Annotated in this window: 15 protein-coding genes; 9 read left to right on the top strand and 6 right to left on the bottom strand. The window is 66.3% G+C overall.

All coding sequences use genetic code 11. The annotated features are described in order from the left end of the window. The first annotated feature begins 77 nt into the window (after nucleotides 1-77). Entirely contained in the window at nucleotides 78-506 is a 429-nt protein-coding gene (locus AC1DY5_RS17285) for a nuclear transport factor 2 family protein (RefSeq protein WP_478113265.1), read from the top strand. Between the two features lie 6 nt (nucleotides 507-512). On the opposite strand, the gene AC1DY5_RS17280 is transcribed toward AC1DY5_RS17285, so the two are convergent. Beyond that, nucleotides 513-1,724: an NAD(P)/FAD-dependent oxidoreductase gene (locus tag AC1DY5_RS17280; RefSeq protein WP_478113263.1), complete on the bottom strand. Its 1,212-nt coding sequence runs from the start codon at nucleotides 1,722-1,724 to the stop codon at nucleotides 513-515. A 618-nt stretch (nucleotides 1,725-2,342) separates the two neighbouring features. On the opposite strand from AC1DY5_RS17280, the gene AC1DY5_RS17275 reads away from it, so the two are divergent. Continuing rightward, nucleotides 2,343-2,810 (top strand): MobA/MobL family protein, encoded by a 468-nt coding sequence (locus AC1DY5_RS17275; protein WP_478113269.1) that lies wholly within the window; start codon nucleotides 2,343-2,345, stop codon nucleotides 2,808-2,810. A 90-nt stretch (nucleotides 2,811-2,900) separates the two neighbouring features. Here AC1DY5_RS17275 and AC1DY5_RS17270 read toward each other — a convergent pair whose 3' ends face one another. The 3 genes from AC1DY5_RS17270 to AC1DY5_RS17260 all read right to left on the bottom strand — a co-directional run bounded on the left by AC1DY5_RS17270 (nucleotide 2,901) and on the right by AC1DY5_RS17260 (nucleotide 5,373). Beyond that, nucleotides 2,901-3,440, bottom strand: a complete 540-nt coding sequence (locus AC1DY5_RS17270; protein ID WP_478113267.1) for a DUF3987 domain-containing protein — start codon at nucleotides 3,438-3,440, stop codon at nucleotides 2,901-2,903. A gap of 222 nt (nucleotides 3,441-3,662) precedes the next feature. After that, the gene (locus tag AC1DY5_RS17265; protein WP_478113262.1) at nucleotides 3,663-4,499 is read right to left on the bottom strand and encodes an enoyl-CoA hydratase-related protein; all 837 of its coding nucleotides are present in this window, start codon (nucleotides 4,497-4,499) and stop codon (nucleotides 3,663-3,665) included. Nucleotides 4,500-4,518: 19 nt separating this feature from the next. After that, nucleotides 4,519-5,373 (bottom strand): enoyl-CoA hydratase/isomerase family protein, encoded by an 855-nt coding sequence (locus AC1DY5_RS17260; RefSeq protein WP_478113260.1) that lies wholly within the window; start codon nucleotides 5,371-5,373, stop codon nucleotides 4,519-4,521. 77 nt (nucleotides 5,374-5,450) lie between these two features. On the opposite strand from AC1DY5_RS17260, the gene AC1DY5_RS17255 reads away from it, so the two are divergent. Both AC1DY5_RS17255 and AC1DY5_RS17250 read left to right on the top strand, forming a co-directional pair. After that, on the top strand, nucleotides 5,451-6,680 hold the full coding sequence (locus AC1DY5_RS17255; RefSeq protein WP_478113259.1) for a CaiB/BaiF CoA transferase family protein: 1,230 nt from the start codon (nucleotides 5,451-5,453) through the stop codon (nucleotides 6,678-6,680). Nucleotides 6,681-6,685: 5 nt separating this feature from the next. Further along, entirely contained in the window at nucleotides 6,686-8,281 is a 1,596-nt protein-coding gene (locus tag AC1DY5_RS17250; protein ID WP_478113257.1) for a class I adenylate-forming enzyme family protein, read from the top strand. A 1-nt stretch (nucleotide 8,282) separates the two neighbouring features. Here AC1DY5_RS17250 and AC1DY5_RS17245 read toward each other — a convergent pair whose 3' ends face one another. Together AC1DY5_RS17245 and AC1DY5_RS17240 are read right to left on the bottom strand one after the other, a co-directional pair. Then, on the bottom strand, nucleotides 8,283-9,107 hold the full coding sequence (locus AC1DY5_RS17245) for a PaaX family transcriptional regulator (RefSeq protein ID WP_478113255.1): 825 nt from the start codon (nucleotides 9,105-9,107) through the stop codon (nucleotides 8,283-8,285). Continuing rightward, the gene (locus AC1DY5_RS17240) at nucleotides 9,107-9,496 is read right to left on the bottom strand and encodes a PaaI family thioesterase (RefSeq protein ID WP_478113254.1); all 390 of its coding nucleotides are present in this window, start codon (nucleotides 9,494-9,496) and stop codon (nucleotides 9,107-9,109) included. Before AC1DY5_RS17240 ends, AC1DY5_RS17245 begins: the two co-directional genes overlap by 1 nt. A gap of 164 nt (nucleotides 9,497-9,660) precedes the next feature. On the opposite strand from AC1DY5_RS17240, the gene AC1DY5_RS17235 reads away from it, so the two are divergent. From AC1DY5_RS17235 to AC1DY5_RS17215, 5 genes are all read left to right on the top strand, one after another. Continuing rightward, nucleotides 9,661-10,431, top strand: coding sequence for a FadR/GntR family transcriptional regulator (locus AC1DY5_RS17235; RefSeq protein ID WP_478113252.1), 771 nt, complete (start codon nucleotides 9,661-9,663; stop codon nucleotides 10,429-10,431). A 72-nt stretch (nucleotides 10,432-10,503) separates the two neighbouring features. Continuing rightward, nucleotides 10,504-12,153: a class I adenylate-forming enzyme family protein gene (locus AC1DY5_RS17230; protein WP_478113250.1), complete on the top strand. Its 1,650-nt coding sequence runs from the start codon at nucleotides 10,504-10,506 to the stop codon at nucleotides 12,151-12,153. A gap of 40 nt (nucleotides 12,154-12,193) precedes the next feature. Further along, nucleotides 12,194-13,183, top strand: coding sequence for a Bug family tripartite tricarboxylate transporter substrate binding protein (locus AC1DY5_RS17225; RefSeq protein WP_478113248.1), 990 nt, complete (start codon nucleotides 12,194-12,196; stop codon nucleotides 13,181-13,183). A gap of 61 nt (nucleotides 13,184-13,244) precedes the next feature. Next, nucleotides 13,245-14,228 (top strand): DUF7064 domain-containing protein, encoded by a 984-nt coding sequence (locus AC1DY5_RS17220; RefSeq protein WP_478113246.1) that lies wholly within the window; start codon nucleotides 13,245-13,247, stop codon nucleotides 14,226-14,228. Next, on the top strand, nucleotides 14,225-15,052 hold an 828-nt coding region (locus AC1DY5_RS17215; protein ID WP_478113244.1), incomplete at its 3' end, for a phosphotransferase family protein. The genes AC1DY5_RS17220 and AC1DY5_RS17215, both read left to right, overlap by 4 nt.

The following is a 15,052-nucleotide window of genomic DNA, read 5'->3' as shown; positions in this document are numbered from 1 at the left end:
CTGCCGAAGTCGGGCTACGGAAAGATCGTGAAGAAGGACATCCGGCAGCAACTGGTGGAAAGAGGCGAGGTGGAAGCATGACTCCCGCGGAACAGGTCGTCCCGAGGAACGCCAACGAGCGCACGGTGCYCGCCTTCTATACGACACTCATGCGCAAGGACATGCAGGCTTTCGCCGACCTGTGGGCCGACGACGCGGTGCAGGAAATTCCCTTCGCGCCCGTGATCGAGGGCTTCGAACCGGTCTGGACGGGCAAGGAGAAGATCCTCTCCTACTACAACAAGGCGATCCCGGGCCGTCGCGAACACCAGTTCTGGATCCACGACCTGCACCAGACCGCTGACCCGGACTGCCTGATCGTCGAGGCCAGTGCGCACAGCATCGTCGCCGCCACCGGCAAGATGTATGACCAGCGCTATGTGTTCATCTTCAGGCTGCGCGATGGGAAGATCGTGTTGAATCGCGAGCATGTGAATCCGCTCGCGTTCATGAAGGCTTTTGGCTGACGTTTGTCATGCCAGCGACTTCAGCTCGAACCCTGGCACGCGTGCCTGCTGCCGCGTCACCCGCACCCCCTTGGCCAGCAGCTTTCGCGCGAGCATGTGGTCTCCCGGCCGGTTCACCGTCTCTACCGCATGCAGCACGCCGTCACCGATGCATAGCACCGAGAAGCTGCCCGTGGTCGGATCGCCCAGCACCACGTGGTCCTCGCTGCCATCGCGCAGGCCCGCGATCTGCAGCTTGAGCGCGCCCTGGTCGCTCCAGAACCAGGGCACGGCCTGGTAGGGTGCGGGCTTGCCGGAGAGACGCGCAGCCACGGCGCGCCCCTGGTCGGTCGCGTTCTGTACCGATTCGAGCCGGATGCGCTTGCCGCTTCCGGCTTGCGGAAAGGCCGCGATGTCCCCGATGGCCGAAATGTGCGGGTCGGAGGTCAGCAGGTTGGCATCAACCACCACTCCGTTCTCCACCGCCAGCCCGGCCCGCGCGGCCAGCGCTGTGCTCGGCACCGCGCCGATGCCGACCAGCACTACGTCCGCCGGCAACCGACGGCCATCAGCGGTGATCACAGCGGTCACCCGCCCCGCTTCGCCTTCGAGCCGTTGCACTCCGGTCCGCCAGAGCAAGTCGGCGCCCTGCGCCCGGTGTTCCTGCGTGAACGCGGCGCCGCACTCGGCCGACAGCACGCGCGCCATCGGCCGGTCCGCGATGTCGATTACCTGCACCGGCACACCGAGTGCGCGCACCGAAGCGGCGAACTCCAGGCCGATGAAGCCGGCACCGATCACCACTGCGTTCGCCGCGCCTTGCAGCGCGGCGCGCAGCCGATCTGCGTCCCGCAGGGTCTGCAACGGGAACACGCCGGTCAGCTCCGCGCCCGGCACCGGCAGGGTTCGTGGTTGCGAGCCGGTGGCGAGCACCAGGTGATCGTACGGAATCACACTCCCGTCGCGCAGTACCACCTCGCGTTGCTTCCGGTCGATCGTCTCCGCGTGGCCGGCGCGCAGCTCGATGCGCTGGTCGCTGTAGAAGCGTTCCGGCCGGAAGCCCAGGTCCGCCGGGGCCGTCTTGCCCAGGAGGTAGGCCTTGGACAGCGGCGGCCGCTGGTAGGGCAGCAGGCCCTCGTTGCCGACCAGCACGATGGCGTTCGCGAAGCCTTGCTGACGCAGCGCAGCCGCGCACTGGAAGCCGGCATGGCCGGCGCCGAGGATGACGATCTGTTCCATGCGGCGATGGTGGTCCCCCGCGGTCGGAGTGTCAGTCCCCGTTGGGAGTGACCAAGCTGGCGGCAGCATCCGTCGGAACCTGCGGCCAATGAGGTGCGCTCTCATGGGTGTCTCTGCTTCCCATCTTTGCTCGGATTGGGCCAGTACTCGCGACTAACAGAGTGCATTGGCGACCGATGACCATCGTCTTGCCACTTCTCCGCATCGCAGATGCGTTCAGGCGCGCATTGAGGCCTCGTAGAGGTTCTAGGTAAATTTTTACCTACCCGTCAATTGTATGGACCAGGTGATGCTTGGTCTAGCGACCAGCCTTCTGCGAGAGCATTCCCTACTCATATCAGACAAGTAAGCGCTACTCGGAGGAGTAGCGGCACGCGCACCTACAGTTTCTCTTTTCGGAGCACAGATGACGGACTTTTTCCACATGAACAAGCGAACGATCAAGACAGGCAATACCAAGGCATATGCAAACTACATCGCCCGTTTTGGCAAGCACGCCAAACGGGGCGATCTGGTGGACCTGAATCAAGCCAATTTTCCTCCGGAGGCTCGTTCGCCATTGGAGTATTTCGAGGCGCTCGACAAACATGAACGCGCAAATGGGGGGCCACCGAATATATTGTCGCCCTGCCGAGGGAGCTCAATTCGACGCAGCAGCGCGCATTGGCGGAGGAACTGGCGACGGGGCTCGCCGGACCGTCGCCGGTCCTGTGGGCTATCCACYGCCCTGAAGCAGCACTGGAGGGCGGAAAACAACCCCACCTTCATGCACTGACGTGCCACAGGCTTCCGGATGGGATTCCACGGCCGCTTGGGCAACAGTTCAAGCGGCACGACGCTAAGCATCCGGAGCGCGGTGGGTGGAAGAAGAACAGTGGCGGAGATACCCTGGGAGCTGTGAAGGCGCGCTTGAAGGGCGCTCGTGAGTTCACGAGCGAGGTACTCAACGCTCATCTCGAGCAAAGCGGTTCTGATAGCCGGGTGGATCATCGCAGCTACGAGGATCGCGGCATTGACAAGCCGGCGACGAAGCACCTCGGGGCTGAGCGTGTCAGGCGGCTTCTGGTAGAACGCGACGCGCCTTGAGCTCCTGACGGGGAGGACGCGCGGGCACGTGCCATGGAACACCGCTATTTTGCTATTCAATCGCAAAATAGCGGCGTTCGTGACGAGGTCCTACGGCAAGGACACCCCGGGCCACAGGACATCACCCGTCTCCTGCGGCTCGACCGACACTGCAGGCGCTTGCCTGGAATTGTCCCAGAACCTGCGAGCAAGGCCACTTTGCGGCGGCGGGTCTTGGGCCCAGGCCTGCGCCGGGAACCAGTAGAGAAGCGAGACACTCCACGGTGCGCCCTTGTGCCCCCAGACCTTCACTTTGCCTTGCTCCTGGAGGCACTCGAGGGGCGGCCAGATGTCATCGACTGCCCTCAACCGCGTGGGCGCGTACCTGCACAGCTCGGGGCCTGCGATCGACCTGGTTTTGGCGTATTTGTGTGCGTGGCGCGTGATGCACGACTCCAGTTCGATCGTATCCAATTCGAGCTGCGAAAGAGGGCAGAAGCGCATCAGATACTGGTTTAGATGCCAGGCGACCAACCTGATCGCCCCTCGCATCACCTCGAGCGAAATAGGGCCCTCGTAGCCCTCGAACTTGTGCATGATCGCCGCGACCATGGCGCACCGTTCCGCGGCCTTGGCTGCATGWCCCTTCATGAGGCAACCTGCTCGTAGATTCGGCGCTGCTTCTGCAGCATCGACTCCTTCCAAGCACTCGGCACGTGCGAACAGAACCTCCGGCGATGGCGTCAGAGAAGGAACGCAAAGTTCGCCTCGCTGCGCGTCATCCATGCGTCGGATGGCGGGCTCGACCATGGGGGCTGAGCTCGCGACCTGGGTCGGCAGGTCGGAGGGTGACTGAGAACCGCGCTGCCGGGACTACCCAGACAACGGTAGGAACCGAGGTTTCCGCTTCTCCTGTGCTGCGGCAATGCCTTCCTTCATGTCGGGAAGCTTCAAAAGATCTGCAGTGAACTGCTTCGAGTCTTCCACGGCCCGGCCCGGCTCAAGGTGCATCTGCTCGGCATAGACCTGCCGCTTCGCAGTCTTCACCGCGATGGGGGAGACGCCCATAGCCATTTCGCGAGCCCGAGCGAGCACCTGTGCCTCGAAGTCCTCCGACGGCAATACACCGTGGAGAAAGCCCATACTGCGCATCTCCTCGGCCAGCAACACTCTGCCCGTGAAGAGGATGTCCACCGCGTTGCTCAGCCCGATGAGGCGCGGCAGCACCCAGGAGAGGCCGTATTCGGCAGGCAGCCCCAGCTTGGGGGTGGAGGTCGTGAACTTGGCGCCCGCGGCCGCATAGCGAAAATCGCAGAAGGCGGCGAGGGCGATCGCGATGCCGGCGCATGCGCCGTTCACGGCGGCGATGACGGGCTTGGACAGGCCCCAATGCCACACCATCTCGTGGTCGAACTCCGCATGCACGCCATGGCCGGGCTGCGCCATCTCCTCGTGCCTCGATTCCGCGACGTAGCTACTCTTCGAGTCCTTGTGATGCTCCAGCGCCTTGAAGTCGGCGCCGACGCAAAACTGGCGCCCGGCCCCGGTGACGACGATGACGCGAACTTCCGGGTTCTCGTCCAGCGACTGCATCAACCAGCGGTACTCCGCGTTCATGCGGTGGGTCCAGGAGTTGCCGCGGTCCGGCCGCTTCAGACGTACGAGGCCGACGCCGTCGGCGATGCTGGATTCGGTGACGTGCAGTTCCATGGTGTGCTCCTTGCAGGGTTCAATCGCCAAAGCGCTCGTCGCGCTTCTTGAAAGTGGCGGTGGTTCCTTCCTGCGCGCGTTCGCGCAGGAAGTTGAATTCGTCCGACTCGAAGCGCAGGTTGGTGCCCAGCGTGTGACCGACGTAGCCGCGGGTGAACTGCTGCGCTCCGCCCAGGCTTTCAAGCGCCATCTGGTGCATCGCCTTGCCGGTGACCAGCGCGTCGCGCGCATGCTTGGAGATCCGCTGCGCCCAGTTCTCTACCGTCGCTTCCAACTGTGCCTGCGGAACCGAGAGGTTGACCAGGCCGAGCCGCTGCGCCTCCGGCCCGTCGAAGCTGTCGCCCAGCAGCATGAGTTCGCGCGCCTTCTTGGCTCCGTACATCAGGATCTGGCTGTTCATGTGCCAGGTGTTGCCGGCCAGGCCGAGCCGCTGCTCGGCGTGACTGAAGTGGGTGTCTTCGGCGGCGATGGCCAGGTCGACCAGCTCCACGAAATACATGCCGACCCCGGTGCAGTGCCCGTGCACCTGGGCGATCACCGGCTTCATCGAATTCTGGAACGCCATGTAGTTCATGCCGAGCTTGCGATCCCTCAGCAGTCGCGTGCGCTGGCTGGGCCGGCGCGGCTTCCTGCCGTCGGCGGCGGGCTCAAGGCCGTAGGACTTCAGCGCATCGTTGTAGTCGTGCCCGGCGCAAAAGGAGGGTCCGTTGCCCTTCAGCACGATGACCTTGATGGCGTCGTCGTCTTCGGCTTCATGCAGGGCGGCGACCAGCATGTCGAGGTCGTCGAAGCGCAGCGCGTTGTGCTTTTCCGGGCGGTTGAGGACCAGCCGCGCCACCGGTCCGTTCTTCTCGACGATCACTGCATCGCTCATGGCATGTGCTCCTGGGTCTGTACGGTCTATATGATACAGCATTTGACAGTTACGTCTATCGTTTGTAGCATTAGATCATGAACTCAACTCCTCTCGATTCACCGCCGGCTGACGCCGCCGTTCAACCGCTGCGCGGCGTGCGCGTCGTGGAATTCGCCCACTGGATGGCGGGGCCGCTCACCAGCGGCCTGCTGTCCGACTGGGGCGCGGACGTGATCAAGGTGGAGCCGCCCGGCGGCGAGCCGATGCGCACGATCTTTTCCAGGATGGGTGCCCGTGCTGGCACCCCCAATGGCGCGTTCACGCTGGCCAATCGGGGCAAGCGCTCGGTCGTGATCGACATCAAGACGGCCGAGGGTCGCGCCGCTTTCGAGCGGCTGCTGGCGCGGGCCGACGTGCTGGTGAGCAATCTGCGCCCGGACGCGCTGCAACGCCTGGACCTCGGCGCGGCCGAGGTGCGCGAGCGCCATCCGCACCTGGTGTACTGCACCGTGAGCGCCTATGGCTGGGGCGGCCCGGACCAGGACCGGCCCGGCTACGACATCGCTGCCTTCTTCGGCCGCACCGGCGTCGCCCACGAGATCACCACGGCCGGCACCGCGCCTCCCGCCTTGCTGCAGGGCATCGGTGACGCCTTCACGGCCATGGCGGCCGCAAGCGGCATCTTGGCCGCACTGATGGAACGTCAGCAGACCGGCAAGGGCCGCTTCGTCGAAGCCTCGCTCATGCGCACCGGCATGTGGGCGCTCGGCGGCGAGTTGGGCCAGCAGGCGTTGGGGGGGCATCCCAAGCCGCCGCGGCCGCGCGAGAGCTCTCGCACGCCGATGTACAACTCCTACCGCTGCGCCGATGGCCGCTGGTTCTTCCTGGTCGGCGTGGAGGCCAAGCGGCATCTGCCGGCCGTGCTGCGCGCGATCGGCCGTGCCGACCTCGTCGAGGACGAGCGCTTCGAAGACGCCCGCGCGATCGCCACCCATAGCGGCGAGTTGATCCGCCTGTTCGACGAGGCCTTCGGCGTGCAACCGCTGGCGCACTGGGCGCAGCAGCTCGATGCCCACGAGGTCTGGTGGGCGCCGGTGCAGACGCCGGCCGACCTGATGGAGGATGCGCAGGCGCAGGCCATCGGGGCCTGGGTCGAGGTGGAAGGCAGCAAGTCGGTGGATGCGCCGGTTCGCTTCGACTTCACGGCGCGCAGCGGCGTGCGGCCGCCGCCCGCGACCGGCGAGCACACGGCCGAAGTGCTGCGCGAGCTCGGCTTTGCGGACGAAGAGATCGAGCGGCTGGAAGCCGCCGCATTGCAGGAGTGAACGGCATGCACACGACGCAACAGCCCCGCACTTGGGGCCGCGAGATCACCACGGCGGTGGTGAACGGCTACCCTTGCCGGATCTACAAGGACCGGCCGCGCTCGGTGGCCGCGCTGCTGCAAGACGCGAGCCGCTGGAGCGGCCGCACATTCGCGGTGGAAGGCGAACGCCGTCTCAGCTTCGACGGCTTCGCCCACGCCGTCGGCCGGGTGGCCCGGCACCTTCAGGCACGCGGCGTGCGCCGCGGCGATCGGGTCGTGCTGCTCGCCTACAACAGCCTCGAATGGCTGGCCGCCTTCTGGGCGCTGCAGTCGCTGGGCGCAGTGACGGTGCTCGCCAATGCCTGGTGGAGTCCCGCCGAGGTGGCGGCGGGCCTGGCAGATGTCACACCCGCGGCCGTGGTGGCGGACCAGTTGGCCAAGCGCGGGCTGCAGGGGCGCGCCGATGCCATCGACCTGCAGGAGCTGCGGGCGGTGGTCGACGCGACCGATGTGCCGCAGGCGTTGACGTCGCCGGCGGTCGATGAGGATGCGGTGGCGCTCATCATGTTCAGCTCGGGCACCTCGGGCCGCGCCAAGGGCGTGCTAATGTCACATCGAGGCGTGGTGGCGAACATCCAGAACCTGCTGGTGCTCACCGGCCGCATGCCACACGAGCTGCCGCCTGACAGCCAGGGCACGGTGAGCCTGCTGACGGTGCCGCTGTTCCACCTGGCGGGCATCCAGACCAGTGTTTCCACGATGTTGTCCGGTGGCACCCTGGTGCTCCTGCAGGGGCGATTCGAGCCCGAGGCCGTTCTGCGCCTGATCGAGCGCGAGCGCGTGCGCGTGTGGGGCAGCATTCCGACCATGGTGTCGCGCGTGCTCGAGCACCCGGAACTGGACAAGTACGACACCTCCAGCCTGCGCTCGATTCCGATGGGCGGCGCGGCCATTTCGCCTGAGCTGCGGCAGAAGGTGCAGCGTGCCTTTCCGGGCGTGAAGAAGAGCGTGGGCAGCCTCTTCGGCTCCACGGAGGCGGGCGGCGTGCTCGCGGCCGGATCGGCGGACGATGTACAGGGCCGCCCCGGCTGCGTGGGAAAGCCGCTTCCGGTCGTCGAGCTGCGCATTCGCAATCCGGACGCGAACGGCGTGGGCGAGATCCTGGCGCGCACGCCGACTGCGACGCTGGGCTGCTGGGGCGACCCGTCGCCCACCACCGACGTGGACGGTTGGGTGGCCACTGGCGACCTTGGCCGCATCGAGGACGGGTACCTCATCCTGAGCGGCCGCTCCAAGGACATCGTGATACGCGCGGGCGAGAACGTCGCCTGCGCGCACGTCGAGCAATGCCTGCAACAGCATCCCGCCGTGGCCGAAGTTGCCGTCGTGCCGCTTCCGCATGCCGACCTCGGCGAGGAAGTCGCCGCCGTGGTGGTGGTTCGGGCCGGCGCAGCGGTGACCGAGCAGGAACTGGAGGCACACGCCAGTGCGTCACTGGGCAGGTTCCAGGTGCCTTCGAGCTGGTGGCTGCGCCGGGAGCCGCTGCCCACCAACGCATCGGGCAAGATCGCCAAGCGCGAATTGCTTGCGCAGTGGAACGCGCGCGAGCCGGGGCGGTAGGTCAGGCGTTTTCGCAGAGCTTGCGCCAATGCGCATGCGCTTGGTCGCGCCAGCGCGTGCGCAGTTCTTCCAGCCGGCGGGTGACGCGCTCGCCGTCCCAGCCGCGCGGCAGCAGCTTGGCCGGCAGGCCAGGGTCCACGCCGGGCAGCCGTTGCAGTTCGTTCACCAGCTGCACGTGGGCGACGAACACGTTTTCCTCGCTGCGCGGCCGCAAGGCCGAGAAGCGGTCTTCCAGCTCGCGGTAGTGCGCCGCCAGCGCATCCAGGTCCCAGGCCTGGGCGACGAGCTCGGCCTGCCCGATGCCAAAGGCCATGCCTCGCGCTTGGAAGGCGATCGTGTGGGCGGCCAGTTCGAGTTCCGCCACCTTTGCTTCGGCCGCCTTGGCGCGGTCCTCGTGGGGGCAGATCCACAGGCCCGGCGTGGGGCTGCCGAATCCAAGCCAGCTGAGCGCCCGGTACAGCCGCAGCCGGTCCGAGCGGCGCGTTTCCGGCAACGTGATGTGCAGCAGCACCCAGGTGCCGGGCCAGTCCTGCGCAGCCTGGCGCAGCGATCGAACCCGCCGCGAGCCCTCGGTGATCAACGTGGTGGATGCCGGCGCGAGTTGCCACCACGCCTGCCGCCCGTCCCGGCCGCCTTCGATCCAGCCGGCGGCGGCCGCGCGCGCAAGCGTCTGGCGCACGGCCTTCTCGGCGACGCCAACGGCGGCGAACGCCTGCAGCAGCGCCGAAGTCCAGATCGGTTCGGTGGAGGGATGGACGAATTCGCCCAGCAGCGTGAGCAGCAGGGAGCGGGCGCTGGCGGAGGGCGCGGGCGCGGGGGAGGCCATCAGGGCGCCGCCTTGGCCCGGATCGCGAAGGTGCCCGTCGCCGCGGCGATCAGCGTACTGTCGACGAAGACGCGGCACTGCAGGCTGGCGATGGTACGGCCCATGTGCACGACCTCGCTTTCGGAAACCATGGTCGTGCCCACGCCCGCGCGAAAGTAGCTCATCTTCGTCTCGACGGTGACGCAGGTCTGCGTCGGCTCCAGCAGCGAGCGCAAGGCAGCGCCCATGCAGGTGTCGGCCAGGGTGAACGTCAGGCCGCCATGGGCGGCGCCGTGCGAATTGAGGTGCTCCGGCTGCAGCGCCACCGAGCCGCGGCTGCGGCCACCGCTCGCCGGGGCGAGCGTCACGCCGGTCAGGCGGGCGAAGGGAATTTCCGAGGTCGTAGTCATGCGGCATGCGGCTGGTGTGCGGCGTCACATGATACACATCGCAGGCGCTGGGAACGACTTGTGTAGCGATACTCCGGGGTGGAGGTCGGGACTTGGCATACGATGAGCCCATGCAAGCAGCGACCAAAAAGACCCGGACGGCGGCACCTCGTAGTGGGGGTGTCGTGTCTTTCCAACGCGTAGCAGGGCCGCGTCCGGCGGACGGCATCCAGTCACAGATCCGCGCCGCGGTCGCCTCGCAGCGTCTGAAGGCGGGCGACCGCCTGCCCTCGGAACGCGAGTTGGCGGAACAGTTCGGGGTCAGCCGCAATTCGGTGCGCCAGGCCCTGCGCTCCCTGGTCGACAGCGGACTGCTCGAGATGAAGAAGGGCGCCACCGGGGGGGCTTTCATCCGCAGGGGAGGCGGCGATGCCGTCCGGGCAGGGCTCGTGGACCTCTACTCGCTGGGCACGATCCAGCCCTCRCACTTGACGGAGACGCGCATCCTCATCGGCGTGGAGGTGGTTCGGCTGGCCTGCGAGCGCGGCACCGACGACGAATTCGATGCGCTCGAGCGCAACGTGGAGGCGGCGGAGGAGGCCGTGCGGGCGGGCGACGAGCCCCTGCGCACGCGCATCAACCTCGAGTTCTACCGCTTGCTGGCAGCGATGACGCACAACCCCCTGCTGGAGATCGTGACCGATTCGGTCATGGCGATCACGCAGAAGTTTGTGGAGGAGTTCCTGCGCACCTCGACGCCGACCGTGATGCCCTTCCGCCACAAGCTGCTGGCCGAGCTGCGCGCGCGCGACGCCGATGCCGCCGCCAAACGCATGCGCGACCACCTGCTGGGCCTTCAGAAGATCTACCTCGCAGAAGCCGGCAAGCGCGCTGTCGAGGCCGATCCGGCGCTCAAGCGTCCGGAGGGCACGCGGCGCCGCTCAAGCGCCTTGTAAGCGCTGTCCCGCTTGACAGAAGCACGACTGTTGGCTACATTGGGTGACCCAAATAAATGGGTCACCCAATCCATGACGCTCGATRTCCGTCTGACCACCTCCAGCTGGGCCGCCGTCCCCGGCGCGCCATTGCTGGAAATCACCTTCGGCGACCTGCTGCGCCGCCTTGCCTACGAGGTTCCCGAGCGCTGCGGCTTCGTCGAGGCCGGTGCGGAGGCCGCGCCGCGCCGCTGGTCTTACGCCGACCTCCTGGCTTCTGCCGAGCGGGTCGCCCGCGCGCTGCTGCGCCGCTTCGCGGTCGGCGAGCGGATCGCCGTCTGGGCGCCCAACTGCGCCGAGTGGATCCTGCTGCAGCATGGCGCGAGCCTGGCGGGCCTGGTGCTGGTCACCGTGAACCCCGCGTACCTGAAGGAGGAACTGCGGCACGTCCTGAAGGCCTCCGACGCCGCCGGCATCTTCCACTGCGGCGCCTACCGTGGGACCGACATGGGCGAGGTCGTGCGCCAGTTGCGCAGTGAGCTGCCGCAGCTGCGCGAAGCGACGGCGTTCTCCGCGTGGGACGCCTTCGTGGCCTCCAGTGACCCCGCCATCATGCTGCCTGACGTGCAGCCGACGGACACGGCGCAAATCCAGTTCACCTCCGGCACGACGGGCAAGCCCAAGGGCGCGCGGCTGCACCACCGCGGCCTTGTCAACGCTTCCCGTTTCGCGGCGCAGCGCGCGGAGTTTCCCGACGGGGGCGTCTGGGCCACGGCGATGCCGCTGTTCCATGTCGGCGGCTGCGCCGGCAGTCAGCTCGGGGCGATGACCTCGCGCGGCACCTTCGTTTTGCAGACGGCGTTCGAGCCGGGTGGCATGCTGTCGATCATCGAGAGCGAACGGGTGAATCACCTGCACGCCGTGCCCGCCATGGTGCTCAAGATCCTGGACCATCCGGACCTGCCGCGGCGTGACGTATCCTCGTTGCGCACCCTCATGAGCGGCGGCTCGCAGGTACCGGCCAGCCTTGTCGAGCGGGCCCGGCGCGAGCTCGGCTGTCGCTTCACCATCACCTTTGGCCAGACTGAGCTCTGTGGCGTGCTCAGCCAGACCTATCCGGGCGACAGCCTGGAGCGCCAGACCTCCACCATCGGCCAGCCGGCACCCTGGATGGAAGTGAAGGTCGCCGATCCGGACTCGGGCATGCCGCGGCCACTGGGCGAGACCGGTGAGATCTGGGCGCGTGGCTACCAGGTGATGCACGGCTACTACAACCTGGCGTCCGACATGGATGCGGCGATCACGGCGGACGGCTGGTTGCGCACCGGCGACCTCGCGTCCATGGACAGCGCCGGCTATCTGCGCGTCACCGGCCGACTGAAGGATTGCATCATTCGCGGCGGCGAGAACATTTATCCGCGCGAGATCGAGGATGCCCTACTGATTCATCCCGCGGTCCATGAAGTCAGCGTGGTGGGCCTCCCCGATCCTCAATGGGGCGAGATCGTCGCCGCCGCGCTGCGCCTTCGCACGGGCATGCCGCCGCCCACGACGCTCGACTTGCACCACCATTGCAGATCGCGACTCGCCGCTTACAAGACACCCGCGGCCTGGTTCTATGTGGAGGCTTTTCCGACCACCGCCTCCGGAAAGGTGCAGAAGTTTGCGCTGAAGGAACAGATGAAGACCGGCGCCCTCATACCCCAGCCCTTCGAGAAGCCCGAACGCCTCAAGGCGACATGACCTGCGCGGAACGACGTCCTTGAAAAATACGGAGACACACATGATCACCACCACCAACCTTCGAACCATCGGCGCCGCTTTCGCATGTGCCGCGACCCTTTTCGCCGCGACGCCGGTCGCTGCCCAGTTCCCGACCGGCGACAAGATCAGCATCGTGGTTCCCTATTCCCCAGGCAATGGCCTGGATCTGCTCGGACGGGAATTCTCGGAGATCCTCCAGGGGCAGATGAACAAGCCTGTCATCGTCGAGAACCGCGAAGGTGCGGCGGGAGTGATCGGCACGCAGTTCGCCATGCGCGCGCAGCCAAACGGTCAGACTCTGCTGTTCACGGCCAACCCGCCCTTCGTCACTTCGCCTTTCACGTTCGAGAAGCCGACTTACGACGCATTGACCTCCTTCACGCCCGTGGCCCGGGTCGGCTCGGTACCCCTGGTGCTCGTCACATCGAGTAAGTCGCCGATACGCGATCTCGAGCAGCTGAAGGCCTTCGTTCGCAAGGACCCGAAGGCGGCGAGCTACGCGTCGGCGGGTGCGGGTTCACCGGGCCAGATCTTCGGCGAACTGCTCAATCAGGCGGCCGGACTTCAGCTCGAGGAGATCCGGTACAAGTCCACCGGCCAGGCCCTGACGGACGTGATCTCCGGCAATGTGCTGGTAAGCCTTGTGTCCGTCACGGCCGCGGCCCAGCACATCAAAGGCGGAACGCTGACAGCACTGGCAGTGGGTTCACGGCAACGGCTGCCGGACTTCAAGGATGTTCCGACGCTGGCCGAGGCCTTGGGACAGAAAGACTTCGAAGCGGGCGTCTGGTATGGATTCTTCGCACCAGCAGGCACGCCCCCCGACAAGGTGCAAAGCATCTACGCGGAAATTGCCAAGGCGGCCGAGTCCAAACGCATGGCGGCGTTCATGACCCGGCAGTACATGGTTCCGGAGCTTCTGAAGCCTGAAGAGTTCGCGCAGGCTCTGAGGCGCGACGCGGACACATCACGCAATCTCAACCGCCTTTCGCTGAACAAGACCAAGTAGGGGCCGGGCAGGTCCCTGCCCTCGTAGGGTCAGGGCCTCTCGCCCTTTTGGAGACACATCAATGATCAAGTCGTCTGATACCGAATTTCACCGCTTCGACCCGACCGACCGCCTTTGGACCGAGACCACGTATCTCGCCTTCAATGTGCCCGAAGCCGCATTGCACGGCACGCTGTATGTCTTGGCCCGGCCCAATATGGGCGTGGCGATGTCGTCGGTCGTCATCGCACGCGGCGTTCGCCGCCGCCCCCATGAGGTGGACTTCTGTGATCCCCAGATCCACCTGCCATGCCCTGAATCGTATGCACGCTTCACGCTCGCCAATGGCCTGTCAGTGGAGGCCGAGAGCCTGACGGACTGGCGCTTTGGTTACGAGCACAAGCTGAAGGCTTGCAGTTTCGAGCTGACCCTGCGCGGTATGCACCATCCCTTCGATCCCACGGATCCTCGGGAGAACCCGGCGGCCGCCAAGGCGTCCCAGGTGTCCGATCCCCGTGTTGGCGACGCCTGGTCGCACGGCCACTTCGACCTCAAGGGTCGGATCCGCGGAACGCTCACCCTGCGCGGCCAACGCTATGAGGTGGACTGCTTCGAAGGCATGGATCGCAGCTGGGGCCCGCGCAACGAGACGCCCGACCGCGCAACGGCCTACATATCGGTCAATTGCGGTGAGGACATGTCGATGTGGTTGACCATGACGCTTGACGTGTCGGCGGATGGCCGGGTGCGCTACGAGAAGCTCAACTCGGGCTTCATCGTGGAACATGGCGTGGTCACGCCGGTGGTGGAAGCAACGGTGGAGGCCACCACTGTGGACATGCTCGCCATCAGCGACCGTATCGTGGCCGTGGACGTACGCGGGCGCAATCATGAGTTCTTTGGYGCTGCCATCGGCACCCGACCGATGGGCTCGATCAATCCGTCCATCGCCGCCTTCGTCTCGCTGATGCGCTACCAGTACGCCGGTCGCGTCGGCCATGGCGGCCACGGCAAGCTCTTCGGCCTCAATTATCTCGCGCAACGACTGGCGCGCACCGACGCATGAACACGAACACGCCCGATCTGCGCGACCAGCCCACCGAGGCCTTCATCGAGGACCTGCGCCGCCGCTTCCCGACTGAGCGCGAAACCGACGAGCTGCTCACTCGCAAGATGCGTCGGCGCGCAGGCCCACCCTACCGGCAGGCCTCGCTCGACGAGATGGTCGGCTGGCTGAACGCCATGCTGTCTGAATGCGTCGAGGGCCAATTTCAAGTTCATGACCCACGCTGGCTGACAGGTGGGGCCTCCAAGGTGCAGGTGGCCTTCGATCTGGCCTGGAACGCACCGGGCCGCGGTCCCAGCCGCGATCGGCTGGTCGTGCGCATGGATCCGTCCGAGGCCTCGAACACCACCAGCCGTATCCGCGAAACCGAACTGCTGGCGGCATTTCGGGGCGTCCTGCCGGTGCCGGAGGTGTTCTGGCTCGATCACGAGCCACGCTGGTTTCCTGAACCGGCCATCATCTACACGTTCGTGGAGGGTGTTGCCAAACCGCGCGACGCGAGCGCCGGCCAGGTGGTGGGTTTGGGAACCAACTTCGGGCCCGACCTGCGCCAGCGACTCGCTCCGCAGTTCCTGCAGCATCTTGCGACCATCCACACGGCCGATGTCGGCGCGATGAGATTCACCAGCATGGACCTGCCGCCAGTCGGCACGGTGGACTGCGCGCGTTGGCAGTTCCATCGGGCCCGTCGCGTCTGGGAGGAGGATCGCGGGGAGGACTTCCCGTTGATGGACGTGGCGGCCAATTGGCTCGAGCGCAATCTTCCGCTGCTCGACCGCCTGAGCGTCGTCCATGGCGACTATCGCAGCGGCAACTTCCTGTTC

Source organism: Variovorax sp. P4_D9, assembly GCF_056401695.1.
This window is presented reverse-complemented; position numbering and strand designations above follow the sequence as displayed.

Coding starts and splice junctions, on each gene's coding strand:
- AC1DY5_RS17280 (WP_478113263.1), bottom strand. CDS start 1,724: ATGGAACAGATCGTCATCCTCGGCGCCGGCCATGCCGGCTTCCAGTGC.
- AC1DY5_RS17265 (WP_478113262.1), bottom strand. CDS start 4,499: ATGGAACTGCACGTCACCGAATCCAGCATCGCCGACGGCGTCGGCCTC.
- AC1DY5_RS17260 (WP_478113260.1), bottom strand. CDS start 5,373: ATGAGCGATGCAGTGATCGTCGAGAAGAACGGACCGGTGGCGCGGCTG.
- AC1DY5_RS17255 (WP_478113259.1), top strand. CDS start 5,451: ATGAACTCAACTCCTCTCGATTCACCGCCGGCTGACGCCGCCGTTCAA.
- AC1DY5_RS17250 (WP_478113257.1), top strand. CDS start 6,686: ATGCACACGACGCAACAGCCCCGCACTTGGGGCCGCGAGATCACCACG.
- AC1DY5_RS17245 (WP_478113255.1), bottom strand. CDS start 9,107: ATGGCCTCCCCCGCGCCCGCGCCCTCCGCCAGCGCCCGCTCCCTGCTG.
- AC1DY5_RS17240 (WP_478113254.1), bottom strand. CDS start 9,496: ATGACTACGACCTCGGAAATTCCCTTCGCCCGCCTGACCGGCGTGACG.
- AC1DY5_RS17225 (WP_478113248.1), top strand. CDS start 12,194: ATGATCACCACCACCAACCTTCGAACCATCGGCGCCGCTTTCGCATGT.